Source organism: Salegentibacter haimaensis, assembly GCF_054121495.1.
Map to the genome: position 1 here is coordinate 57,153 of NZ_JBSYGH010000013.1, position 24,046 is coordinate 81,198.

The 24,046-nt window shown below is 42.2% G+C and carries 23 protein-coding genes; 18 read left to right on the forward strand and 5 right to left on the reverse strand.

Annotation, left to right across the window (positions count from 1 at the left end):
- The first annotated feature begins 44 nt into the window (after window positions 1-44).
- Both ACW6QP_RS12550 and dnaG read left to right on the forward strand, forming a co-directional pair.
- A complete protein-coding gene (locus ACW6QP_RS12550; protein WP_457911216.1) occupies window positions 45-1,076 on the forward strand; it encodes a hypothetical protein in 1,032 nt (343 codons plus the stop codon).
- A 117-nt stretch (window positions 1,077-1,193) separates the two neighbouring features.
- Window positions 1,194-3,152 carry a DNA primase gene (dnaG, locus tag ACW6QP_RS12555; RefSeq protein WP_457911217.1) on the forward strand — a complete coding sequence of 653 codons (1,959 nt, stop codon included), beginning with the start codon at window positions 1,194-1,196 and terminating at the stop codon, window positions 3,150-3,152.
- Here the strand turns inward: dnaG and ACW6QP_RS12560 are convergent.
- Both ACW6QP_RS12560 and nadE read right to left on the reverse strand, forming a co-directional pair.
- Complete coding sequence (locus tag ACW6QP_RS12560; RefSeq protein WP_457911218.1) at window positions 3,149-3,790, reverse strand: response regulator; 642 nt, start codon at window positions 3,788-3,790, stop codon at window positions 3,149-3,151. The two genes, dnaG and ACW6QP_RS12560, sit on opposite strands and share 4 nt — an antisense overlap.
- Before the next feature lie 115 nt (window positions 3,791-3,905).
- Complete coding sequence (nadE, locus tag ACW6QP_RS12565) at window positions 3,906-4,697, reverse strand: NAD(+) synthase (RefSeq protein ID WP_457911219.1); 792 nt, start codon at window positions 4,695-4,697, stop codon at window positions 3,906-3,908.
- Window positions 4,698-4,801: 104 nt separating this feature from the next.
- On the opposite strand from nadE, the gene gldB reads away from it, so the two are divergent.
- The 3 genes from gldB to ACW6QP_RS12580 are packed head-to-tail and all read left to right on the forward strand — an operon-like array spanning window position 4,802 to window position 6,455.
- Window positions 4,802-5,761: a gliding motility lipoprotein GldB gene (gene gldB / locus ACW6QP_RS12570; RefSeq protein ID WP_457911220.1), complete on the forward strand. Its 960-nt coding sequence runs from the start codon at window positions 4,802-4,804 to the stop codon at window positions 5,759-5,761.
- Window positions 5,761-6,096, forward strand: coding sequence for a gliding motility protein GldC (gene gldC, locus ACW6QP_RS12575; RefSeq protein ID WP_457911221.1), 336 nt, complete (start codon window positions 5,761-5,763; stop codon window positions 6,094-6,096). Before gldB ends, gldC begins: the two co-directional genes overlap by 1 nt.
- Window positions 6,096-6,455, forward strand: coding sequence for a GTPase (locus ACW6QP_RS12580; protein ID WP_457911222.1), 360 nt, complete (start codon window positions 6,096-6,098; stop codon window positions 6,453-6,455). The genes gldC and ACW6QP_RS12580 overlap by 1 nt, the downstream gene beginning before the upstream one ends.
- A gap of 59 nt (window positions 6,456-6,514) precedes the next feature.
- On the opposite strand, the gene yihA is transcribed toward ACW6QP_RS12580, so the two are convergent.
- Window positions 6,515-7,117, reverse strand: coding sequence for a ribosome biogenesis GTP-binding protein YihA/YsxC (gene yihA / locus ACW6QP_RS12585; protein ID WP_457911223.1), 603 nt, complete (start codon window positions 7,115-7,117; stop codon window positions 6,515-6,517).
- A gap of 10 nt (window positions 7,118-7,127) precedes the next feature.
- Window positions 7,128-7,892: an alpha/beta fold hydrolase gene (locus tag ACW6QP_RS12590; protein ID WP_457911224.1), complete on the reverse strand. Its 765-nt coding sequence runs from the start codon at window positions 7,890-7,892 to the stop codon at window positions 7,128-7,130.
- Between the two features lie 279 nt (window positions 7,893-8,171).
- Between ACW6QP_RS12590 and mraZ the strand changes: the two genes are divergently transcribed.
- Genes mraZ through ftsZ form a run of 13 tightly spaced genes read left to right on the forward strand, consistent with a single transcriptional unit; the run spans window position 8,172 to window position 23,668 of the window.
- Window positions 8,172-8,639, forward strand: coding sequence for a division/cell wall cluster transcriptional repressor MraZ (mraZ, locus tag ACW6QP_RS12595; protein ID WP_457911225.1), 468 nt, complete (start codon window positions 8,172-8,174; stop codon window positions 8,637-8,639).
- Window positions 8,614-9,522: a 16S rRNA (cytosine(1402)-N(4))-methyltransferase RsmH gene (gene rsmH, locus ACW6QP_RS12600; RefSeq protein WP_457911226.1), complete on the forward strand. Its 909-nt coding sequence runs from the start codon at window positions 8,614-8,616 to the stop codon at window positions 9,520-9,522. Before mraZ ends, rsmH begins: the two co-directional genes overlap by 26 nt.
- 3 nt (window positions 9,523-9,525) lie before the next feature.
- Window positions 9,526-9,843 (forward strand): FtsL-like putative cell division protein, encoded by a 318-nt coding sequence (locus ACW6QP_RS12605; protein WP_457911227.1) that lies wholly within the window; start codon window positions 9,526-9,528, stop codon window positions 9,841-9,843.
- Window positions 9,843-11,849: a penicillin-binding protein gene (locus ACW6QP_RS12610; protein WP_457911228.1), complete on the forward strand. Its 2,007-nt coding sequence runs from the start codon at window positions 9,843-9,845 to the stop codon at window positions 11,847-11,849. The genes ACW6QP_RS12605 and ACW6QP_RS12610 overlap by 1 nt, the downstream gene beginning before the upstream one ends.
- Window positions 11,846-13,312 (forward strand): UDP-N-acetylmuramoyl-L-alanyl-D-glutamate--2,6-diaminopimelate ligase, encoded by a 1,467-nt coding sequence (locus tag ACW6QP_RS12615; RefSeq protein ID WP_457911229.1) that lies wholly within the window; start codon window positions 11,846-11,848, stop codon window positions 13,310-13,312. Before ACW6QP_RS12610 ends, ACW6QP_RS12615 begins: the two co-directional genes overlap by 4 nt.
- A gap of 6 nt (window positions 13,313-13,318) precedes the next feature.
- Entirely contained in the window at window positions 13,319-14,554 is a 1,236-nt protein-coding gene (gene mraY, locus ACW6QP_RS12620) for a phospho-N-acetylmuramoyl-pentapeptide-transferase (protein ID WP_457911230.1), read from the forward strand.
- Complete coding sequence (murD, locus tag ACW6QP_RS12625; protein ID WP_457911231.1) at window positions 14,554-15,909, forward strand: UDP-N-acetylmuramoyl-L-alanine--D-glutamate ligase; 1,356 nt, start codon at window positions 14,554-14,556, stop codon at window positions 15,907-15,909. The genes mraY and murD overlap by 1 nt, the downstream gene beginning before the upstream one ends.
- Before the next feature lie 15 nt (window positions 15,910-15,924).
- The gene (locus tag ACW6QP_RS12630) at window positions 15,925-17,127 is read left to right on the forward strand and encodes an FtsW/RodA/SpoVE family cell cycle protein (RefSeq protein WP_457911232.1); all 1,203 of its coding nucleotides are present in this window, start codon (window positions 15,925-15,927) and stop codon (window positions 17,125-17,127) included.
- Window positions 17,128-18,222, forward strand: a complete 1,095-nt coding sequence (gene murG / locus ACW6QP_RS12635) for an undecaprenyldiphospho-muramoylpentapeptide beta-N-acetylglucosaminyltransferase (protein ID WP_457911233.1) — start codon at window positions 17,128-17,130, stop codon at window positions 18,220-18,222.
- Window positions 18,223-19,578, forward strand: a complete 1,356-nt coding sequence (gene murC / locus ACW6QP_RS12640; protein ID WP_457911234.1) for a UDP-N-acetylmuramate--L-alanine ligase — start codon at window positions 18,223-18,225, stop codon at window positions 19,576-19,578. It abuts the gene before it with no gap.
- Window positions 19,568-20,284, forward strand: a complete 717-nt coding sequence (locus tag ACW6QP_RS12645; RefSeq protein ID WP_457911235.1) for a cell division protein FtsQ/DivIB — start codon at window positions 19,568-19,570, stop codon at window positions 20,282-20,284. Before murC ends, ACW6QP_RS12645 begins: the two co-directional genes overlap by 11 nt.
- A 2-nt stretch (window positions 20,285-20,286) precedes the next feature.
- Window positions 20,287-21,642 (forward strand): cell division protein FtsA, encoded by a 1,356-nt coding sequence (gene ftsA, locus ACW6QP_RS12650; RefSeq protein WP_457911236.1) that lies wholly within the window; start codon window positions 20,287-20,289, stop codon window positions 21,640-21,642.
- A gap of 28 nt (window positions 21,643-21,670) precedes the next feature.
- Window positions 21,671-23,668, forward strand: a complete 1,998-nt coding sequence (gene ftsZ, locus ACW6QP_RS12655; RefSeq protein ID WP_457911237.1) for a cell division protein FtsZ — start codon at window positions 21,671-21,673, stop codon at window positions 23,666-23,668.
- A 145-nt stretch (window positions 23,669-23,813) separates the two neighbouring features.
- On the opposite strand, the gene ACW6QP_RS12660 is transcribed toward ftsZ, so the two are convergent.
- Window positions 23,814-24,014, reverse strand: a complete 201-nt coding sequence (locus ACW6QP_RS12660; RefSeq protein WP_457911238.1) for a hypothetical protein — start codon at window positions 24,012-24,014, stop codon at window positions 23,814-23,816.
- Window positions 24,015-24,046: the final 32 nt, after the last annotated feature.

Consider the following 24,046-nt stretch of genomic DNA (forward strand, 5'->3'; position numbering starts at 1 on the left):
GTAGCCCATCAAGGGTCATTCATCAATCATCAATAATAATTTATATGAAAGCAGTTATCATTTATTTAATTCTTAGTTTGAGTCTCTTTATGCATCAGCAAATTTCCGCTCAAACCCAAAATTCAGATTATCAGAAAGAGGAACGAATTGAGAAATTGAAAGAGGAAATTATTGCGGAAGAAAAAGAAGAACTAAGAAAAACCGTTGCAAGCTTAAACCGTCTTCTGGAACAGGGTAAAATATCTGAAGAATCTTCAAAGGCTCAAAAGGAAGCTGCCGCCGAAAAACACGCACAGAACATCGAAAATAGAATTGCAATTTTGGAGAATGAATTAGCTCTGGAAGCCAGAAACCGCCCCAATTCTAAAAGAGTTCTTTTGCTTCTAGGAGAAGATGGCACCGTAGGGAGTTTTAAAACGAATTTTAATAAATATGACAAACGTACAACGAATGATATTGTCATTGCTGCCGGATTTAACAATGCCCTGGAAGAAGGTCAGTCTCTAAATGATTCCGATTTTAAACTTGCGGGAAGTCGTTTCTTTGAAATTGGCTGGGCCTGGAAGACCCGCGTTTTCGAAAGATCAAATTGGCTGAGGTTTCGATATGGGGTCTCATTTCAGTTTAATGGCTTAAAACCTACTAACAACCGCATTTTTATGCAGGATGGCGAGGAAACTTTTCTTCAGGAATTCGATATAGATCTGAACAAATCAAAATTTAGAATGGACAACCTTGTAGTGCCGGTGCATTTTGAATTTGGGCCTTCGAAGAGGAATGAGTACGAAGATAAGGTGCGGTTTTCTACCGCAGGCAAAATTAAAGTTGGTCTGGGAGGTTATGCCGGATTTAATATTGGTCAACGCCAAAAACTCAAATATGAAGTAGATGGGGAAAAGGTTAAAGAAAAGCTCAAAAACAACTATAATACCAATGATCTGGTCTATGGTTTAAGTGCTTATTTAGGCTGGGGAGGTGCAACCCTTTATGGAAAGTATGACCTTAATCCCATATTTAAAGATCCTAACCGCGAATTGCATAATTTCTCTTTAGGCCTGCGTTTCGATGTAGATTAAGGAAACTTCATCCTCGCTAAATTATAGGAATTAGCCACATTTTATTTCTTAATTTTGTAGCCCTCACAGTCCCGATGCATCGGGACTGTGAGGGCTATAGACTTAAACTATTTAAATTTGATCTCCAAATCTACCATAGATACTGTTTTTGAAACCGCCCGGGTTGAGGAGGTTATCGGCGATTTCGTCCAGCTGAAAAAATCTGGGGCGAATTTTAAGGGATTAAGCCCTTTTTCCGATGAACGCACCCCCAGTTTTATGGTGTCGCCGGTGAAGCAGATCTGGAAAGATTTTTCCAGTGGGAAAGGTGGGAATGCAGTTTCCTTTTTAATGGAGCATGAGCATTTCACTTATCCTGAAGCCATAAAATATCTCGCCAAAAAATACGGGATTGAGATTGAGGAAACTCAACAAAGCGATGAGCAAAAGGAGCAGGCGAATGAGAAAGAGAGCATGTACCTGGTGTCTGAATTTGCCAATAAATATTTTCAGAAAATACTTCATAAAACCGATCCCGGCCGGGCAATAGGCTATAGCTATTTCAAAGAACGCGGATTCACCGCTGAAACCATTGAGAAATTTCAACTGGGTTACTGCCTCGATGAGTGGGACGCCTTTACCCGGGAAGCCCTGGCCGAGGGTTATAAACTCGAGTATCTTGAAAAAACCGGGCTTAGTATTGTAAAAGGCGAAAAACAATTCGACAGATTTAAAGGCCGGGTAATGTTCCCTATTCATTCCATGTCTGGCCGGGTGCTGGGGTTTGGTGGGCGAATTCTTCAGAATGATAAAAAAGCCGCCAAATACCTTAATTCTCCCGAGAGTGAAATTTATCACAAAAGCAAGGTGCTGTATGGAATCAATTTCGCCAAACAGGCCATCGCCAAAGAAGATAACTGTTACCTGGTAGAGGGGTATACCGATGTGATTCAGTTTCATCAAAGCGGGATTGAGAATGTGGTTTCCTCTTCGGGAACGGCGCTTACCAGCGAACAAATTCGTCTTATCAACCGGCTAACCAAAAACATCACCGTGCTTTTTGATGGTGATGCCGCCGGGATTCGGGCTTCTCTGCGAGGGATAGACCTTATTCTTGAGCAGGGAATGAACGTGAGGGTTTGTGGTTTCCCCAATGGAGAAGACCCCGATAGTTTTGCCAGAAAAAATTCAGATGAAGAATTAAAGGAATATTTACAGGAGAACAGCCGCGACTTTATTCGCTTTAAGGCTGAATTGCTAATGGATGAGGCCAAGAGCGACCCGGTGAAAAAGGCAGGGCTTATTCGGGATATGGTGACCAGTATTTCTAAAATTCCCGATACCATTCAACGCGAGGTCTATATACAGGAATGTTCACGCATTATGGATATTTCTGAAGAGGTGCTTTTTTCAAGTTTGGCGCAGCAGCATGCTAAAGTAGGAAAAGCCCCGGCTCCCAAACCGCAGGCTGCTCCCGGCCCGGTTAAGGCTGAAGAAAAACCTGTAGCCAGGGTAGACCACCTCTATGAACTGGAGAAAAAAATCATTAGCATCTTACTGCTTTATGGAACAAAAGTAGAGGAGTTTGAAGATTTGTTGCTGAAGGAAAATGAAAAAGGAGAAATCGTGCTGGAACCCGAAAAGCATACCGCAAAGGTTTGTGAAAAGGTGTTTATGGATCTGCAGGAAGATGAGATCGCCCTGGCCAATGAAAACTTCAGAAATATTTATTCCCATTTAGTAGAGCGTTTAAATTCTGATGAAAATTTTGCAATCGAAAATTTTGTGAGCCAGGTAGAGCCCGAGCAGGCTTCAGAAATCACCAATATTTTGATGGAGGAAGAGCAGTACGAACTTCACGACTGGCAAAGCCAGAATATCTTTGTGACCCAAAAGGAAGAATCGGTTTGCCGCCTGGTAAGTGAAACCATACTGTCACTGCGTCGCTATCTTATAAATGAAAAGATAGAAGAACTTATGGAGCGGGTAAAAGAACAGAATCAACCCGACACCGATAATTCAGAATTGATTTCAGAAATTATGGATTATCAGGGATTAAAAAAATTGCTTTCCAATCATTTAAACCGGGTGGTTTAAATTTCAGAATTTATTTGCAACAGTCTTGATCTGGTAATGAGATCGGCTACATTATCGGCCTTGAGTTTTTTCATAAGCCTGGTTTTGTAGGTACTTACCGTTTTTTCATTGATAGAAAGCGCTTCGGCAATATCTTTATTTCGCTTGCCCGATGCCAGTAAATTAAGCACCTCGGCTTCCCTGGTAGATAATTTTTTGAATTTTGAGATGAGGTTTCTTCCTTGGTTTAGACCGGTATTAATGCGTTCAGAAATTTGTTTGTTGAGGTAGATGCCACCTCTTGCTACCTGGTAAATTGCAGATTCTATAGTAGAAGGATCGGCGGTTTTGGAAAGATAACCTGCCGCCCCGGCTTTAATTGCGCTTAAAGCATACATCTCTTCAGGATGAAAACTGAAAATTAAAATTTTTATCCCCGGGTGTTCCTTTTTTATCAATCTAATCGCATTGATCCCATTTATTTCGGGAAGGTCAATTTCGATGATAAGAACATCGGGTACGCGATGGCTTAGGTATTTAAATAATTCTTTCCCGCCTGTTACATTACCAATGATTTCCAGCGCCGGATTATTTCTAAGAATATAGCCGATCCCCTGGCTAATCACAGGATGATTGTCTGCAATTAAAACCTTATTCATATTTTTTTGCTTGGTAAAGTAGTACTGGTAGGGGGGGCAAAAATTTAATCTTACTTCTAATTTAAGCCTTAATTTCTATGTTACTGAAATCCAGTCTATTTATTCGATAAAAAGCTTAATTCTTTAGATTAACGGGAATTTCGCACACAGGGATAGGTTCAATTTTATGCAGATTTGCACGATGTCTCTGGAGGTAGATTTCAAAAACTTCTCTTTTTCTACCCTCAAAATCCTGAGCTGTTTTTCCTTCTTCTTTGGCATTCATAGCCCATTCGAGTTCATCGTAAGAAGCACCAATTTGTTCCTCATCGCTGGGGCTGTCATCAAAGAGGCCATCGGTAGGTTGGGCTTCCAGTATCGCATCGCTCACTCCTAAATACTTCCCTAATTCATAGACTTCGCTTTTCATCAAATCGGCGATGGGGCTAAGATCTACCCCGCCATCTCCGTATTTGGTAAAAAAGCCTACTCCAAAATCTTCCACTTTATTGCCTGTACCGGCCACCAGGTATTTGTGCAATCCGGCAAAATAATAAAGGCTGGTCATTCTTAAACGGGCCCTGGTATTTGCCAGGCTAAGATCACGGTTTTCATTTTCGCTGGCATCTGGTACGCTTGCCGTAAAAGCATCAAAAACCGGGGTGAGGTTCACTTCGAGATCGGTTACATTGGCAAAATTCTGCTTAAGCCAGTCTATATGCTTTCGGCCCCGGCTTACCTGCGAGTGATCCTGATGAATAGGCATTTCAAGGCATAACAATCTTATACCTGTGCGCGCACATAAGGCTGAAGTAACTGCCGAATCTACCCCGCCGCTTATTCCGATAACAAATCCGCTCATTCCGGCTTTGGTGGCGTAATCTTTTAACCATTGTGTAATATGATCGGCGACTTTTTCAGCTTGCATAATATTGTGCGATTAAGTTTCTAAATAATACCTTTGCACACAAAGCTAAGCTTTAGCGATAATTTTTAAAAGCCTGCTGCGTTAAAGCCTTGCTAAACTCTGTTATGATTAAATACTTATTGATTTTCGCCGTAATTGCCTGTTGTTTTTCCTGTAAGAAAGAATCCCGGGTGGAGAAAGAAATAGCCCAGGTAGATGTAGATTTTGAGATCTACCGATTTGACAGGGAATTTGCCCAGGCAAAGCCTGAAGATCTGCCCGAATTACAGGATAAATATCCGTTTCTGTTTCCTGCGCAATACCCCGATTCGGTTTGGGTAGCGATGATGCAGGACAGCATTCAGCAGGAGATCGAAATTGAAGTGGAGAAGGCTTTTCCTAATTTAGAAAAGGAGAAAGACGAATTGCATCGTTTGTTTCAGCATATAAAATATTATTTCCCTGAATTTGAGGTTCCCGATGTAATTACGCTAACTTCTGAAGTTGACTACAAAAACAAGGTAATCGCAGCCGATGATAAATTGTTGATCTCGCTGGATACTTACCTGGGCGAAGAGCATCATTTTTATATGGGCCTGCAAACCTATTTGAAGAAAAATTTCCGAAGAGAGCAAATAGCCCCCGATGCAGCGCAGGCTTATGCCGAGAAATTCGTTCCCCGCCCTGAAAACCGAACTTTTCTGGCCCATATGGTCTATTATGGGAAAATTCAGTATTTAAAACAGGTTTTTGTTCCCTTTAAAAAAGATTGGGAAATTATAGGTTATACCGAAGAAGAGTTGCAATGGGCAAAAGCTAACGAAGAGCAGATCTGGCGGTATTTTATAGAAAACCAAATCATATACGATACTGATTCACAACTGTATACCCGATTTTTGTATCCGGGGCCGTTTTCCAAATTTTACCTGGAACTCGACAATGAATCGCCCGATAGGTTAGGGCAGTTTATTGGGCTGCAAATGCTTCGGCAATATATGGATCGCAATGAGGTGAGTGTGCAGAAAATGCTTGAAAAAACTGCTGAAGAAATCTTTAAAAATTCAAATTATAAACCTAAGAAATAATGGCATATAAAAAATCTAATATCAATATTGAGGTAGTAACCGATGAAAACCGGGTGCCTGAAGAAATTTACTGGACTGCCGAAGATGGCAATGTATATAAAGAGGAGTCAAAAGCCCTGATGCTCTCGGTTTGGGACAGCAAGCAGCAGGAAACTTTGCGAATAGACCTTTGGACCAAAGATATGCCGGTAGATGAGATGAAGAAATTTTTTCATCAAACCCTGGTTTCGATGAGCGATACCTTTCAACGCGCCACCCAGGATGAAAAAATGACCGCCACTATGAAAGATTTTTGTGATTATTTCGCTGAAAAGCTCGAGCTCACCAAAAAGTAGTGGATCGCTTAATCTTTGTATATAATGCATTTTCAGGACTTCATAATGGGGTCCTGGATTCTATGCATAAATTTTTTAGTCCCGGGACTTACACCTGTGATCTCTGCCGCATCACTCACGGGGTTTTTTCTGAAAAATCTGATTGGAAAAAGTTTCGGAAAGAAGCTAATTTTGAAATGGAGTTTCTGCATCTCGATGAATTCAGAAAGCAATATGCTTCGAAATTCGGCTATAAGTATGATTTCCCGGTGGTGTTGAGGTCTAATGGCGCAAACCTGGAGATACTTGTAACTGCTGAAGAATTGGCAGAAATCGATTCGGTGACCAGGTTAATAAATTTAATTAAAGAGCGGGTTTAATTTTCTGAAGAATTCAGGAATTATTTAACTCTAAAAAAAGCAAATTTCAGGATTCGCCTTTATGCAGAAAGTTGTTGGTTGATCGCCTCAATATAGCCTAAAATTTCTTCCTGACCCAATCCGGTAGTGGCCGAGCTAACGAAAAATTCAGGCATTTCTGCCCAGAATTCCAGCATTTGTCTTTGATATTCGTTGATGTTTCGCTCTAAAGCTTTAGGTTTTAATTTATCGGCTTTAGTGAAAATTATACAAAACGGAACCTGGTTTTCACCAAGCCATTGCATAAATTCCAAATCGATTTTTTGAGGTTCGTGCCTGCTGTCTATCAACACAAAAGCGCATACCATTTGCTTGCGCTTTTCAAAATAGGCCGTGATAAATTTTTGAAAGGTACGCTTTACCGATTTTGAAACCTTCGCATAACCATAACCCGGTAAATCTACCAGATGCCAGTTTTTATTGATCAGAAAGTGGTTTATGAGCTGGGTTTTTCCCGGTTTGGCCGAGGTTTTTGCAAGGGCTTTTCTTCCTGTAAGCATATTGATAAGGGAAGATTTTCCCACGTTACTCCTGCCGATGAAGGCATATTCTGGAAGACGGGAATCGGGACATTTCTCCACCTTCGAATTGCTTATAACAAACTCGGCAGTTTTTATTTTCATGGAAGTTAAATTAGAAGTTTCGCTTATCCAGCCAGCTACCCAAAATTTCATTAAAAAGTTCAGGGTGTTCCATCATAGCAGCGTGTCCGCATTTGTCGATCCAGTATAGATCTGCATCGGGTAGAAGCCGTTGAAAATCTTCGGCCACCTCTGGAGGGGTTACATTATCATCTTTCCCCCAAATTATGCAGGTGGGAGTTTCCATTTTTGGCAAATCTTTAGCCATATTGTGTCTTATGGCGCTTTTAGCAATAGCCAGGGTTTTTACCAATTTGTTTCGGTCGCTTACCGTTTCGTAGACATCATCTACCACTTCTTTGGTCGCCACTGCCGGGTCGTAAAAAACGTTCTGTGCTTTCTTCTTTATAAATTCGTAATCACCCCTTCTTGGGTAACTCTCACCCATAGCGTTTTCATATAATCCGGAACTTCCTGTGATCACAAGGGCTTTAACAACTTCGGGGTACATTTTTGTAGCCAAAAGCGCTATATGGCCTCCCAGGGAATTTCCAAGCAAAATAACTTCTTCGTAGCCTTTAAAATCGATAAACTCCTTGAGATATTTGGCAAAAGTGCCCACACTGGTCTTTAAAAGGGACATTGAATATAGCGGGAGTTCGGGGATTACTACCTTGTAACCTTTTTTGGGAAAGTGGTCTACAACACCGTCAAAATTACTTAAACCTCCCATAAGGCCGTGTAAGATCACGATCGGGGTACCTTCTCCTACTTCTAAATATGTGAATTTTCCCTCTTGCTTTAGATTATTTTTCATGAATACCCTTGCGGTTTAGGATTCGCAAATATAGCGAATTCGATACAAGTATAACCAATTTTCACTAATAGCCCCGCTATTTTCCGGCCGAAATTAACAGCCAAAGCGCATATTTTTAACAAAAAATTTCAGGAAAAAACCAAGAGGTTGAATCATAGAGAAATAGGCGTATTTAATAGTCTTTCAGGAAAATAGGTGGGTAAAACTTATCAACAAAGTGGTAAAAGGTGGTAAAAAGTGGTAATAATTTCAATATATTTGACTTTGTAAAGATTAGAAGTGGTAAATCTCATTGGAACATACGAATGCAAAGTAGATGCGAAGGGCCGGTTAATGGTGCCTTCAGCATTGAAAAAACAGCTCGCGCCTGCGCTGCAGGAGGGGTTTGTTGTAAAGCGTTCGGTGTTTCAGCCTTGTTTGGAGTTGTATCCTATGGATCAATGGAACGAACTAATGGCGAAAATGAATAAACTAAACCGCTTTGTTAAAAAGAACAACGACTTTATTCGAAAATTCACTGCCGGGGTAAAACAGGTGGAAGTAGATGGAAACGGCCGGTTGTTGATTCCGAAAGACCTGGTTGGTTTTGCCGGAATAAGCAAGGAGATCGTATTGTCTTCGGCGATTAATATCATTGAAATTTGGGATAAAGATAAGTATGAGAATTCATTAAACGGCGGGGAAGACGATTTTGCTGAACTGGCCGAAGAGGTAATGGGAAATGATGACTTTCATGGAATACCATAATCCGGTACTGTTAAAAGAATCTGTTGAAGGTTTGGATATAAAACCCGATGGGGTTTATGTCGATGTCACCTTTGGTGGAGGTGGTCATTCCCGGGAGATTTTAAGCAGGCTGGGCCCGTCGGGGAAATTATTTGCCTTCGATCAGGACAAAGATGCGCTTCAGAATAAAATTGAAGACCCCCGGTTTACTTTAATAAGTGAAAATTTCAGGTTTTTAAAGAGGTTTTTGCGCTTTTACGGCATTAAGCAGGTAGATGGAATTTTAGGCGATTTTGGGGTGAGCTCGCACCAATTCAATGAGGCTGAAAGAGGTTTTTCTACCCGTTTCGATGCACGCCTGGATATGCGAATGAACCAAAGTGGAGCTTTAAGTGCCTATGAGGTGGTTAATGAATATGCTGAAGAGGACCTAAAACGTATTTTCTATGAATATGCCGATTTGAAAAATGCGCCCAAACTTGCCAGGTTGATTTGTGAGTCTCGCAATGACAAGGCGATAGAAAGCAGCGAAGACCTGAATGAATTGCTGAAGCCGCATTTGTTTAAAGGAAAGGAAAATAAAATCCTGGCGCAAATTTACCAGGCTATACGTATAGAGGTAAATCAGGAAATAGAGGTGCTGAAGGAGTTTCTACAGCAAACCGAAGAAGTGGTGAAAAAGGGAGGGAGAATTAGTCTTATATCCTATCACTCTCTTGAAGATAGATTGGTGAAGCGCTATATACGAAGTGGTTTGTTTAAAGGTGAGCCCGAAAAAGATATGTACGGGAATATTAATGTTCCGTTTAAAAAGGTGGGAAAACTCATCGTGCCTACTAAAGAAGAAATTGCTCAAAACAGCAGAGCCAGAAGTGCCAAATTAAGAATCGCCGAAAGAATTTGATCTATGAAAGAAGGTTTTTACAATCTTTTAAAAGCGAATTTTTTAGTGAGCCGCGACGCGGTGAAGAACTGGCGGTTTATAGTGTATTGTACGGTATTGGCTATTATTATGATCGCCAGTGCGCATAGTGCCGAGAGAAAGGTGCATAAGATTGCTCAATTGCACCATGAAGTTAGAGAATTGAAAAGTGAGTTTGTAGACAGGAGATCGGCATTGATGAAAATTAAGATGGAATCTACCATTACCCGTAGAATGAGCAGCAGGGGGATTGGTCCCAGTGACACACCTCCTTTTAAAATCAAAGTGAATATAACTGAATAATGGCAATAAGCGAGAAGGGCATATTGAACCGTTTATATGTGGTGGCAGGGCTAATGTTTCTGTTTGCAGTAGCCGTGGGTGTAAAACTCATGGATATTCAGTTCGTAGACGGGGAGCATTACCGTCAATTAGCAGAAGAGCGCACTTATAAAAACTTCAGTATTCCTTCAAATCGTGGTAATCTTTACGATGCCACCGGAAATTTGCTGGCCACTTCAGTTCCAAAATACGATATAAGATTTGATGCGGTAACGGTTCCGGAAAAAGACTTCCAGGAAAATGTGATGCCCCTGGCCAAAGCCCTGGCAGGAATGCTGGGAAAATCTGAAACCTATTATGCACAGCTACTCAGGCAGGCCCGCAGCAATGGCCAGCGCTATGTGCTTATCGCCCGAAATCTAAGCTACTCAGAATATTTAAAAATGAAATCCTTTCCCATTTTTAATCTGGGAACCTATAAGGGTGGGATGATTGTGGAGCAGAAAACGGTTAGAGAACATCCCCTGGGGAAAATGGGTGAGCGAACCGTGGGTTACGAGCGCAAGGATGACCAGGGGTACTATACCAGGGTTGGCCTTGAAGGAGCTTACAGTAACTATTTACGTGGCACCGACGGGAGGAGACTCAAGCAAAAAATCGCCAAAGGCCAGTGGAAGCCTATTTCAGATAATAATGAAGTAGAGCCAAAAGATGGCTATGATGTAATCTCAACTATAGATGTGAATATCCAGGATATTGCCCATCACGCTTTGCTGAAGCAGTTGGAACTCTACGAAGCCGATCACGGGAGCGTGGTAGTGATGGAAGTAAAAACCGGCGAAATTAAAGCGATTTCAAACCTGGGTAGAACATCAGAAGGCACTTATTACGAAAAGCTCAATTATGCCGTAGGGGAGCTTCACGAGCCCGGTTCTACTTTTAAACTTATGGCGATGGTAGCGGCCCTGGACCATAAGGTAGTCGATACAGGAGATGTGGTTGATACTGAAAAAGGTCAGATTTTTATCCGTGGAAGAAGAGTAAGAGACTCAAGACACGGTGGGTACGGGGAAATTAGCCTGGCCCGTTCTTTCGAGGTTTCTTCTAATGTGGGAGCCGTTAAAATGATCTATGAAAATTATAAGGAGAACCCGAAGAAATTTGTAAATAAACTAAACGAAATGCACCTGAATGAGCCTTTGGGACTTTCGATTAAGGGAGAAGGAGTTCCTTATATACCTCAGCCTGGTGATAAAAAATGGAGTGGTTTGTCGCTACCCTGGATGGCTTATGGCTACGGAAGTGTACAAATGACGCCATTGCAGATTCTAAATTTCTATAACGCGATTGCGAATAACGGCGAAATGCTTCGCCCCCGGTTTATCAAGGAAATAAGAGAGTGGGATAAAACAGTGGAGAAATTCGATAAGGAAGTGATTAACCCGGCTATTTGTACCCCTGAGACTTTAGGAAAAGTCCAGGAAATGCTCAAAAATGTGGTTGAGCGTGGTACCGGGAAAAGTCTTTATTCTCCAAGTTTCTCGATGGCAGGAAAAACCGGAACAGCTCAAACCGAATACTGGATGGAAGACTGGGGTAGAAACCCAAGATATATTTCTTCTTTCGCCGGATTTTTCCCGGCCGAAAATCCTAAATATTCGGCAATTGTGGTGATTCACAAACCCAGTACCCGCAAGGGTTATTACGGTGCCGATGTTAGCGGGCCGGTATTTAAAAGAATCGCTCAGAAAATTTTCACCGATACTCCCATTGAAGATGAACTCGAAGGTCTTGAGGTGGAAAATGAAAGAATCGAGGATGATTTTGAACAATATTTTACACGGCTTCAGGATGAAAAACTGCTGATGCCCGATGTTCGGGGAATGCCTGCTATGGATGCGGTGTCTCTCCTTGAAAATCTGGGTTTGAAAGTAATTCTTGATGGCCGCGGAAAGGTGAGTTCACAATCGGTTACCGCAGGACAAAAAATAAAAACTAATCAACAAATAAAACTCAATCTAGGTTGAAGGTCTTAAAAGACATACTATATAAAGTTTCAATGGAAGCCGTTAGTGGAAGCACTTCAGTAACGGTTAAAGATATTCATTTTGATTCCCGTAAGGTGGAACTCAATGATGTTTTTGTAGCAATTAGAGGAAGCCTGGCAGATGGGCATAAATTTATCGAGCAGGCGGTAAACCAGGGGGCTTTGGCTATTATTTGTGAAGAAATGCCAAAGAATCTTGTCAATGGGATAACCTATGTGCAGGTGTCCGATTCACAAAAAGCCCTGGCTTTGATGGCTGCTAATTATTTCGGAAATCCTTCAGGAAAATTAAAGCTGGTAGGGGTTACGGGTACCAATGGGAAAACTACCATTGCCACTTTACTTTATGAACTCTGTACAATGGCCGGGTATAAAGTAGGACTGCTGTCTACCGTAAAAGTGATGGTGGGAAATGAGGAATTTAAGGCCGAAAGAACCACACCCGATTCTATTAGTATTAATTCTTACCTGAGTAAGATGAACGATGCGGGGGTGGAATTTTGTTTTATGGAAGTGAGTTCCCACGGAATAGCGCAACACCGTACCACCGGTTTGCAATTTGCCGGCGGAATATTCACCAATCTTTCACATGATCATCTCGACTATCACAAAGATTTCGCAGAATACAGAGATGTAAAAAAGCGCTTTTTTGACGAACTGCCAGCCAGTGCTTTTGCGCTTACCAATCAGGATGACAAAAACGGGTCGGTGATGCTTCAGAATACAAAGGCCAGGAAATATACCTATGCTTTGAAGTCCTATGCCGATTATCAGGCGCAAATTCTGGAGAATCAATTTACAGGCTTATTGCTGAAAGTAAACGGGCAGGAGCTTTGGACCAAGTTAATCGGGAATTTTAATGCCTATAATATTGTTGCGATTTATGCAGCTTCAGAATTATTGGGTTTAAATCCACTGGAGAGTTTGAAAATCATAAGCGAATTAAATTCTGTAAGCGGAAGATTTCAATACAGCATTTCAAAAAATAAAAAAATCACCGCCATAGTAGACTATGCTCATACTCCCGATGCTTTGAAAAATGTGTTAGAAACCATCAACAGCATTCGAACTAAAAATGAGAATCTAATCACGGTGGTAGGTTGTGGAGGTGACAGAGATAAAACCAAGCGCCCCAAAATGGGTCATATTGCCTCGGCTTTAAGTGACAGGGTGATTTTTACCAGTGATAACCCCCGTACCGAAGACCCCGAAAAAATCATAGAAGAAATTGAAGCTGGAGTTGAACCTCAGAATTTCAAAAAAACAACTTCGGTTACCAACCGAAAGCAGGCTATTAAAACGGCTTGCCAAATCGCCGGTGAGAAAGATATAATTCTTATTGCAGGCAAAGGACATGAAACCTATCAGGAAATCAATAATGAAAAATTTGATTTCGATGATTTGAAAATAGTAACCGAATTTTTGATACAACTCGAAAAGTAAACCGCCATGCTATACTATTTATTCGAATATTTAGATGCCGAATACCAGGTGCCCGGGGCGCGTTTATTTCAGTATCTCTCATTTAGGTCGGCGATGGCGATTATTTTCGCATTGCTTATTTCTACCATATACGGGAAACGAATCATCAATTACCTGCGCACCAAACAAATTGGTGAAAGTGTAAGAGATTTAGGGCTTGAAGGTCAAAGCGAGAAAGCCGGTACTCCTACTATGGGTGGGCTAATTATTATCATCGCTACCCTAATCCCGGTTTTTCTTTTCGCCAAACTGGAAAATATTTATGTGATCCTGCTAATCATCACCACCTTATGGATGGGTACTATTGGGTTTATAGATGATTATATCAAGACCTTTAAAAAGGACAAGGAGGGGCTGCAAGGTAAGTTTAAGATTATAGGACAGGTGGGCCTTGGCTTAATAGTTGGCTCTATAATGTACTTTCACCCTGGAATCACCGTAAAGGAAGAATTAAACCGCGGCAATCGTGCCGAATCCGAACTCATTACCGATGTAGATGAAATCGTGATGGGGCCTGAATTGAAAACGACTACAACCACCATCCCGTTTGTAAAGAATAACGAATTTGATTATTCCAGTCTTATTTCCTGGATTAACCCGGTCTTGAAAAACTATGCCTGGCTAATTTTTATACCCATCGTGATTTTCATTGTGGCCGCAGTTTCTAACGGGGCCAATTTAACCGATGGTATAGACGGGTTGGCAGCGGGGTCTTCGGCTATCATTGTGCTTACCCTGGGGATTTTTGCCTGGGTGTCGGGTAACATCATTTTTTCAGACTATCTCAACATTATGTACATCCCCCGTTCGGGTGAGATGACGATTTATATTACGGCATTTGCCGGGGCTTTGGTTGGTTTTCTTTGGTATAACACTTATCCGGCCCAGGTTTTTATGGGCGATACCGGAAGTCTCACCATTGGCGGGATCATCGCCGTGCTGGCCATAGCCACCCGCAAAGAATTATTGATTCCACTTCTCTGCGGAATTTTCCTGATAGAAAACCTATCGGTAATGCTGCAGGTTGCCTGGTTTAAAATCACCAAAAGAAAATACGGCGAGGGCCGCAGAATTTTCCTGATGTCGCCTTTGCATCATCATTATCAGAAAAGAGGATACCATGAAAGTAAAATCGTTGTACGCTTTTGGATCGTGGGGATTTTTCTGGCGATTGTAAGCATTATAACCCTTAAGGTGAGATAATGAAAGACTGGAGACAAAAAGGGAAAAAACTTGTGATTCTGGGTGCAGGCGAAAGCGGTGCCGGAACAGCCATTTTAGGCAAAAAACAGGGTTTTGAAGTTTTTGTTTCTGATGGAGGGAAGATAAAAGAAAAGTATAAAGAAGTTCTTGAAAATATCGAAGTACAGTGGGAAGAGGGAACTCATTCTGAAGCTGTAATTCTTGAAGCCGATGTGGTGATGAAAAGTCCGGGGATACCCGATTCAGCGCCTCTGGTTGTAAAGCTAAGGGAAAAAGGAATCCCGGTAATTTCTGAAATCGAGTTCGCCGCAGGATATACCTCAGCGAAAATCATTGGAGTAACCGGAAGCAACGGAAAAACCACAACCACAAAATTCATTTATCACATTCTTAAGCAAGCCGGTATAAATGTCGGGATGGCCGGGAATGTGGGCGATAGTTTTGCAAAACAGGTAGCCGAAACTGCTCCCGAATGGTATGTACTGGAATTAAGCAGTTTTCAGCTGGATGGGATAGTGGATTTTAAACCCGAAATCGCGGTGTTGACCAACATCACCCCCGATCATCTGGACCGTTATGAAAATTCGCTTCAGAAGTACACCGAATCGAAATTCAGGATCACGATGAACCAGGGAGAGAATGATTTTTTCATCTATGATAGCGACGATGAGATCATTGCAGGCTGGCTTCAGAAAAATAAGATTAAAGCACAAAAACTCCCGTTTTCGCTTCAGCAGAAAACAGAAAACGGAGCATATATAGAAAACGAAAATATTGTAATTAAAACAACTAACGATCAGTTTAATATGCCAACATCAACTTTAGGTTTAGAGGGGAAACATAATACCAAGAATGCAATGGCAGCGGCCACCGTGGCCCAGTTGCTAAGAATTAGAAAAGAGACCATTCGCGAGAGCATGGAAAGCTTTCAGGGGGTAGAACACAGGTTGGAAAAGGTACTTAAGATCAATAATGTGCAGTACATCAACGATTCTAAGGCTACCAATGTGAATGCCACCTTTTACGCGCTTGACAGTATGGAGAGTGAAACCATTTGGATTGTTGGCGGAGTAGACAAAGGCAATATTTACGATGATCTTTTACCGCTGGTCAATGAAAAAGTAAAGGCGATTATCTGCCTTGGTGTGGATAATTCAAAGATTTTAAATGCTTTCGGAAACTGTGTTGATATGATCGTTGAAACCCAGTCTATGGAAGAAGCGGTGAAAATGGCTTACCGAATGGGTGAAAAAGGAGATACCGTTTTGTTATCTCCCGCCTGTGCGAGTTTCGATCTTTTCGAAAATTATGAAGACCGTGGGAGACAGTTTAAAAATGCAGTAAGAAACCTGTAACAGTTACAACCAGGAATGAGCAATATTTTTTCAAATCTTAAAGGAGACAAGGTTATCTGGGCTACAGCCGGCTTGTTGGCAATATTTTCATTTTTGCCGGTATATAGCGCCAGTAGTAATCTTGCCTATCTCTATGGAGACGGCAGTACTTTTAAGTATTTGGTGGTTCATTTTTTTCATTTGGTGCTCGGGTTTTGTTTGCTGTTTGCAGTTCACAAAGTGCCCTACCATTATTTTAGGGGGATTTCTATCTTATTATTGCCGGTGGTAGCCGTTTTACTATTATATACCGCGGCACAGGGCACGGTGATCGACGGGGCAAATGCCAGCCGATGGATTCAAATTCCCGTGTTGGGGATGTCTTTTCAGCCTTCGGTTTTTGCAGCGGTGGTTTTATTGGTTTATGTGGCAAGATATCTGTCAAAAATCACGCATAAAACCCCATCATTTAAAGAGTCGATTTTACCGCTTTGGCTGCCCGTAGGAGTGATATTATTGCTAATATTGCCGGCCAATTTCAGCACAACCGCTATTGTATTTTGTATGGTGTTGATGTTGATGTTTTTAGGAGGCTATCCTATAAAATACCTGGGAGCCATAGTAGGCTCGGCGGTGGTGATTTTTGCGATTTTCATTCTAATCGCCAAGGCTTTCCCCGGGGTTTTACCTAACAGGGTGGATACCTGGACCAGCCGAATCGAAAATTTTGCCAATGCTGAAGATACCGAAGCCGATTACCAAATCGAAAAGGCAAAAATCGCGATTGCCCGTGGCGGGGTAACCGGAGTTGGAGTAGGTAAAAGCGTGCAGCGAAATTTTTTGCCCCAGTCTTCTTCCGATTTTATCTACGCGATAATTGTAGAGGAAATGGGGTTAATAGGAGGCTTGCTGGTAATGAGTGCTTACCTCATGCTGTTTTTTAGAATAATAATAGTGGCTACCAAAGCCAATACAGTCTTTGGTAAGCTCGTTGTGATAGGGGTGGGTCTGCCCATAATTTTTCAGGCCTTTGTAAATATGGCCGTCGCCGTGGAATTATTCCCGGTTACCGGTCAAACCCTGCCGCTTATTAGTAGCGGAGGAACCTCGATCTGGATGACCTGTATGGCCCTGGGTATAATCTTAAGCGTTAGTGCCAAACGGGAAGAGATCAAGGAAGCTGAAGAAAGATTAAACGAAGAAGAAAATCCGCTGGATATACTCAGCGAAGCTATATAAATGAAGAAGAATTTGCGCGTCATATTATCTGGAGGAGGCACCGGGGGGCATATTTACCCGGCCATAGCCATTGCCAATGAAATCAGGCAAAGATTTCCCGATGCCGAATTTTTATTTGTTGGCGCCAAAGATCGTATGGAAATGGAAAAGGTTCCTGCGGCCGGCTACGAGATTAAAGGCTTATGGATTAGCGGTATTCAGCGAAAATTGACTCTGGATAATTTGATGTTCCCGTTCAAGCTTTTAAGCAGTTTGAGTGCATCGAGAAAAATAATCAAAGATTTTAAGCCAGACTTGGCTATAGGCACCGGCGGATTTGCCAGTGGACCACTGCTCAAAGTGGCCAGCTCCCAGGGAATTCCCTGCCTTATTCAGGAACAAAACTCATTGCCGGGAATTACCAATCGCATTCTTTCTAAGCGTGTGGATAGAATTTGTGTGGCTTATGAAGAAGTGTACAGATTTTTTCCGAAAGATAAAACCCTTATCACCGGTAATCCCGTACGACAGGATTTGCTGGAAGTGAATTCTAAAAAGGCTGAAGCCCTGGAGTTTTTTAAACTCGAGCCCGCAACCAAAACAATTTTAGTTCTTGGTGGCAGTCTTGGCGCAAGAAGAATCAATCAATTGATTGAAACCTATGCCGAAAGATTTGAAAAGGAGAAAATTCAGCTTATCTGGCAAACCGGGAAGCTGTATTACCAGGAGTATAAAAATTACGCCGGAAAGTACGTTCAGGTTCACGAGTTTTTAAACCGAATGGACCTGGCCTATGCTGCGGCCGATATTATAATTTCCCGTGCCGGCGCGGGTAGCGTTTCAGAATTATGCATTGTGGGGAAACCGGTGATTTTCATCCCGTCTCCCAATGTGGCTGAAGATCATCAAACCAAAAACGCCAAAGCGGTAGCCGATAAAGATGCGGCGTTATTGATCAGGGAAACCGACCTGGAAACCCGTTTTGAAGGCGAACTTTTTGAGTTATTGGCATCAGAAGAGAAGCAGACCAAACTATCTGAAAATATAAAAAAACTGGCCCTGCCTAATGCGACGGCCGCGATTGTAGACGAAGTAGAAAAATTAATAAAAGCATAGTTGAAGGATCTTAAGCACATAGAGAACATTTATTTTATCGGCATTGGCGGTATTGGAATGAGCGCCCTGGCCCGGTATTTTAAATTTCAGGGTAAAAATGTGGCGGGATATGATAAAACTTCAACCCAACTTACCCGTGAACTGGAGCAGGAAGGCATCAAGGTGATTTATGATGAAAAGCTGGAAGCACTGCCCGAAAATTTCAGAAGTAAAGAAAATATGCTGGTGGTTTATACCCCTGCCATTCCTAAAGAACATCCCCAATTACAATTTTTTATTGCTGAAGGCTTTCCGCTTAAAAAACGCGCTGAGGTTTTAGGCTTAATCACTCGTGGGAAAACTACCCTTGCAGTGGCCGGTACCCACGGAAAAACCACTACCACGGCCATTTTAGGTCATTTACTAAAAGAGACAGGTGCCCCGGTAATCGGCTTTTTAGGCGGGATTAGTGAAGATATTCAAAGCAATTTGATCCTTAAGGGTGACCAGGTAATTGTTGTAGAAGCCGATGAATTCGATCGCTCTTTTATGCAGTTATCACCAAATATCGCCGCGGTAACATCGATGGATGCCGATCATTTGGATATCTATGGAGCAAAAGAAGAACTGGAAAAAACCTTCAGAGACTTTGCTGCTTTGGTGCCCAATGACGGGAAGCTTTTTATAAAAAATGGGCTGCCGCTTAAGGGTACAAGCCTTGGTATAGAAGACGATGCCGATTTTTCGGCTCAAAATATTAAAATAGATAATGGGCGTTACATTTTTGATCTCAAAACGCCTACAGAAACTATAACGAATTTACAGTGCAACCTTCCGGGGAAGCACAACCTACTTAATGTGGTTACAGCCCTGGCAATGAGTATTCAGTACGGCTCCCCAACCGCTGAACTTGCCAGGGCTTTAATAAGCTTTCAAGGTGTAAGAAGACGATTCACCTACAAAATAAGAACTGAGAAGCTGGTGCTTATCGATGATTATGCCCACCATCCCACCGAGATCTCGGCGGTACATCAGGCGGTGAGGGAGATGCATCCCGGGAAGCGGGTTTTGGCGGTTTTTCAGCCGCATTTGTTTAGCCGCACCAGAGATTTTATAGATGATTTTGCTGAAAGCCTTTCACAATTCGATGAGCTTTTACTGCTGGATATTTACCCTGCCAGAGAATTGCCTATTGAAGGAGTGAATTCGCAGTGGCTTTTGGATAAAATCAGCAACCAAAATAAGAAGCTTATTTCTAAAGATGAAATTCAGCAGGAAGTGAAGGCTTCAGCTGCGCAGGTGGTAGTGATGATGGGCGCCGGAGATATTGGAGAAGAAGTTGAACCCCTTAAAAAATTCCTTCAGAATGAAGTCTAAGATGGGATACATAAAAGCCTTGTTTTTGCTGGTTTTGGTAGCCTTTCTTTATGGTTTTGCCGGGGAGCGCCATAAGTCACGCAAAATCAGTGAGATAAGCATTCAGTTTGCGCCGGGAGAAAACCTCTATGTGACTGAGGAAGCGGTTAATAAGTTGTTAATACAAAATAAGTTGGAGCCTGCGAGCATAGTTAAAGAAACTTTAGATTTGAATAGGGTGGAATCCCTGCTGACCGATCACGACATGATAGAAAAAGCTGAAGTTTATCTTAGCCTGGACGGAAAACTTAAGGCTGATATCAGCCAGCGCAAGCCCATAGGAAGACTTGCCGGATCTTCAGCCTCCTATATCGACCGTCACGGGAAGCTAATGCCGCTGTCTCCCTACTACTCGGCAAGAGTTCCTTTTCTTTACAACTTTGATCAGGAAAACCTGGATGCAGTATTTCCTTTAGTAGCTTATATCACCACCGATGAATTTTTAACCCGGCATATCACCGGGATTTCCCGGTTTCCGGGAGATCGATATGAGCTGGAAATGCGTAAACTCGATTTTAGCGTGTTTTTTGGCAAAGCAGAAAATATTGAATTGAAGTTTAACAATTTCAAGGCTTTTTATAAGAAAGCCCTTAAAGAGGACAAATTAAATACATACAAAAACGTGAACCTGCAATTTGGAAATCAGGTTGTTTGTACTAAAAAATGATTATGGAACAAAACGACATTGCAGTAGGATTAGATATAGGAACTACTAAGATTGTGGCAATGATCGGCCGCAAAAATGAGTACGGCAAGGTTGAAATAGTGGGTATTGGAAAATCCCGAAGTTTAGGGGTGCACCGCGGAGTGGTTAATAATATCACTCAAACCATTCAGTCTATTCAACAGGCTATTCAGGAAGCTGAAGCCGATTCTGGTTTGGATATCAGTGAAGTGGTGGTGGGCATTGCGGGTCAACACATTAGAAGTCTGCAGCATAGTGATTATATCACCAGGCCAAACCCCGATGAAGTGATAGATGCTGAAGATATTCACAGCCTTTGCAACCAGGTGCATAAACTGGTAATGCTGCCGGGAGAGGAAATTATTCACGTGCTTCCGCAGGAATATAAGGTAGACGGGCAGGCCGAGATCAAAGAGCCTATCGGGATGTATGGCGGCAGGCTGGAAGCCAACTTCCACGTAGTGGTAGGCCAGGTTTCTTCAATTCGCAATATTGGGCGCTGTGTGAAAAGTGCAGGGCTTGACCTTTCTGCTGTTACCCTGGAGCCACTTGCTTCGGCAAATGCGGTGTTGAGCCAGGAAGAGAAAGAAGCCGGAGTGGCCCTTATCGATATAGGTGGAGGTACTACAGATCTGGCCATCTTTAAAGATGGTATTATTCGCCATACTGCTGTAATTCCTTTTGGTGGAAATGTGATTACTGAAGATATCAAAGAAGGTTGCAGCATCATTGAAAAGCAGGCTGAATTATTGAAAATAAAATTCGGTTCGGCCTGGCCGGGGGAAAATAAAGACAACGAGATTGTATCTATTCCAGGCTTGCGCGGAAGGGAGCCCAAGGAAATTACCTTGAAAAACCTATCAAAGATCATTCACGCCCGCGTGGTTGAGATTATCGAGCAGGTATATCTCGAGATTAAAAATTACGGGCACGAAGAACAAAAGAAAAAACTTATCGCCGGTTTGGTATTAACCGGTGGTGGCGCCCAGCTAAATCACTTAAAACAGCTGGCTGAATATATTACCGGTATGGATACCCGAATTGGATATCCCAATGAGCATTTAGCCGGAAACAATGATACCGAAACCACCAGCCCGGTGTATGCCACCGCAGTTGGATTGGTGATGAACAGTTTAGAGCAGGGCAAGAAGAAATTTCAGGAAGAAGCCGTGCTTTCAAATAATGAAGAAGAACCGGTAATGGAGGTCGATTCCCAGGGAGACCTAACCCACGAAGAGGAAGAAATCCAGGCCGAGCAACGCCAGAGATCGCAAAATCGCAAAAGCATTTTCGATAAATGGGCCGAGAAGTTTAAAGATTTTTTAGATAACGCAGAGTAAAAGAGAGAGAACCAGTAAAATAGAATTTATGAGCAGTACAGAATTCGGAAACATCGCATTTGATTTGCCCAAAAATCAATCGAACGTAATTAAAGTTATTGGTGTTGGTGGTGGAGGAAGCAACGCTATCAATCACATGTTCCAATTAGGAATCAAGGGAGTGGATTTCGTGATTTGTAATACCGATTCCCAGGCCCTTGAAAACAGTCCCGTGCCTAATAAAATTCAGTTAGGGGTAAGCCTTACTGAAGGTCTTGGAGCAGGGGCGAATCCGCATATTGGTGAACAGGCCGCGGTAGAGAGTTTTGATGAGATAAAACAAATGCTCGATACCAATACTAAAATGGTATTTATCACGGCCGGGATGGGCGGAGGTACCGGAACGGGAGCAGCGCCTATCATCGCTAAACAAGCCAAAGAAATGGACATCCTTACTGTAGGGATTGTTACCATTCCGTTTCAGTTTGAAGGTAAGATGAGAAACGAGCAGGCCCAGGCCGGGGTTGAAAGACTTCGCAGTCACGTAGACAGCCTTATCGTGATCAATAACAATAAACTACGTGAGGTATACGGAAACCTTGGTTTTAAAGCCGGTTTTTCTAAAGCCGATGAGGTTCTTGCTACAGCTTCCCGCGGAATTGCCGAAGTAATTACCCATCACTACACACAAAACATTGACCTTCGCGATGCCAAAACTGTACTAAGCAACAGCGGTACTGCCATTATGGGATCGGCTCAGGCTTCTGGCGCCAACCGTGCGCAGGATGCTATCGCGAAAGCCCTGGATTCTCCTTTGCTTAATGATAACAAGATTACCGGAGCGCAAAACGTATTACTGCTAATCGTTTCTGGTTCTGAAGAAATCACTATAGATGAAATTGGAGAAATTAACGACCATATCCAGGCAGAAGCCGGGAACTCTGCCAACATCATTATGGGGGTTGGAGAAGATGAAGCCCTCGATGAGGCAATCTCGGTAACTATTATTGCCACGGGGTTTAACGTGGAGCAGCAAAATGAAATTGTGAATACTGAAACCAAGAAAATTATTCACACTCTTGAAGACGAACAGAAAGCTGAACAGCAATTAAATCCGAAAAGCACCGGTTCTTCTCCAATGATGGATTTCTTTAGCCCAAAATCTGAAGAAAATAAAGCTGAGCCTCAAGAGCCAAAAAACAAAATTGTACACACTCTCGATGATTCGGTAGAAGAAGTTGATGAAGTGGGAAATATCACCAGCCTGGAAGAAGATAAGTTCAGCACTCCCAGAGCGGTAAAAGAAATGGAGGTTTCGTTTGAGGAGGTAAATCCTGAAGATTTTATCATTAACGATACTGCTTCAGCTGAAGTTAAGAAGGAGGAAGAAAAGCCTGAAAAAACACAAAATGAAGATCAGTTTATGTTTACTTTCGATCTTCCGTTGAATACTTCCGAAGAGAAAAAAGAGAACGAAACTCCAAAAATGGAAATGCCGGAGAAGAAGGCCGAAATGCCCGAATCACGCCTGGTACGCCACGAATTGCACGAGGAAACCCGCAATATCGAGGTAAATGAGCATATTGAGATTATTCCGGCCAGCGAAAATTCTCAAAAGCAGGTAAAACGCTACAGCCTTGAGGATTATATGGAGTTGGAAAAAAACCTTGAAAGCTCCAGACCTTCTCAAAAAGCCGAGCCTAAAGACGAGACAATTGCCATCGAAAGAAAGGTAGTTCCTGCAGCGCCAGAGCAAAAGGAAGAGAATAATGAGGAAGATCCGTTTAACGCGCCAATTTCAGAAATTTTAAAGGAAAGAGCTGCCGAGCGACGGGCTAAAATGAAGGAGTTCAATTATAGGTTTAGAAGCAATGCGGCTCAAATAGATGAAATTGAACGCCAGCCGGCTTATAAAAGAGCCGGGGTAGATTTGGATTCAAACAGGCCCGGGGAGGGCAATTTATCCCGAACCAGTGTAGGAAAGGATGATAACGATGAACTTTACTTCAGAAGAAATAATTCGTTTCTGCACGATAATGTAGACTAATTTCCCAATTTATTTTACTGTTCATAATTCCGAGCCGTTTCAATTTGATTGAAACGGCTCTTTTTTTTTGAAAATTCTACGGATTAAGGCACAAAAAAAGCCGTCGTGTAAGACGGCTTTTGGTATTATAAATAAGGATAATAGCCTAATGATTTTCGGCTTCGATATCTTCGGTGTCTTTTCTTCGCTTAATCAGGGAAATACCCGAAATAAAGAAAATAAAACCAATAATGGTAAGGGCCCAGGGGCTTAGCATAAGGCCAATACTTCCAAAGATTCCTAAAACTCCCATTACCAGTGCCACGGCACCACCAATGGTAAGAATAATTCCCAGAATTTTAATCATAGCTTAGGGTTTTGGTTAGAGGATAAAGTTAT

Coding starts and splice junctions, on each gene's coding strand:
- ACW6QP_RS12550 (WP_457911216.1), top strand. CDS start 45: ATGAAAGCAGTTATCATTTATTTAATTCTTAGTTTGAGTCTCTTTATG.
- ACW6QP_RS12560 (WP_457911218.1), bottom strand. CDS start 3,790: ATGAATAAGGTTTTAATTGCAGACAATCATCCTGTGATTAGCCAGGGG.
- nadE (WP_457911219.1), bottom strand. CDS start 4,697: ATGCAAGCTGAAAAAGTCGCCGATCATATTACACAATGGTTAAAAGAT.
- gldB (WP_457911220.1), top strand. CDS start 4,802: ATGATTAAATACTTATTGATTTTCGCCGTAATTGCCTGTTGTTTTTCC.
- gldC (WP_457911221.1), top strand. CDS start 5,761: ATGGCATATAAAAAATCTAATATCAATATTGAGGTAGTAACCGATGAA.
- yihA (WP_457911223.1), bottom strand. CDS start 7,117: ATGAAAATAAAAACTGCCGAGTTTGTTATAAGCAATTCGAAGGTGGAG.
- ACW6QP_RS12590 (WP_457911224.1), bottom strand. CDS start 7,892: ATGAAAAATAATCTAAAGCAAGAGGGAAAATTCACATATTTAGAAGTA.
- rsmH (WP_457911226.1), top strand. CDS start 8,614: ATGATGACTTTCATGGAATACCATAATCCGGTACTGTTAAAAGAATCT.
- ACW6QP_RS12605 (WP_457911227.1), top strand. CDS start 9,526: ATGAAAGAAGGTTTTTACAATCTTTTAAAAGCGAATTTTTTAGTGAGC.
- ACW6QP_RS12610 (WP_457911228.1), top strand. CDS start 9,843: ATGGCAATAAGCGAGAAGGGCATATTGAACCGTTTATATGTGGTGGCA.
- mraY (WP_457911230.1), top strand. CDS start 13,319: ATGCTATACTATTTATTCGAATATTTAGATGCCGAATACCAGGTGCCC.
- murD (WP_457911231.1), top strand. CDS start 14,554: ATGAAAGACTGGAGACAAAAAGGGAAAAAACTTGTGATTCTGGGTGCA.
- ACW6QP_RS12630 (WP_457911232.1), top strand. CDS start 15,925: ATGAGCAATATTTTTTCAAATCTTAAAGGAGACAAGGTTATCTGGGCT.
- murG (WP_457911233.1), top strand. CDS start 17,128: ATGAAGAAGAATTTGCGCGTCATATTATCTGGAGGAGGCACCGGGGGG.
- ACW6QP_RS12645 (WP_457911235.1), top strand. CDS start 19,568: ATGAAGTCTAAGATGGGATACATAAAAGCCTTGTTTTTGCTGGTTTTG.
- ftsA (WP_457911236.1), top strand. CDS start 20,287: ATGGAACAAAACGACATTGCAGTAGGATTAGATATAGGAACTACTAAG.
- ftsZ (WP_457911237.1), top strand. CDS start 21,671: ATGAGCAGTACAGAATTCGGAAACATCGCATTTGATTTGCCCAAAAAT.
- ACW6QP_RS12660 (WP_457911238.1), bottom strand. CDS start 24,014: ATGATTAAAATTCTGGGAATTATTCTTACCATTGGTGGTGCCGTGGCA.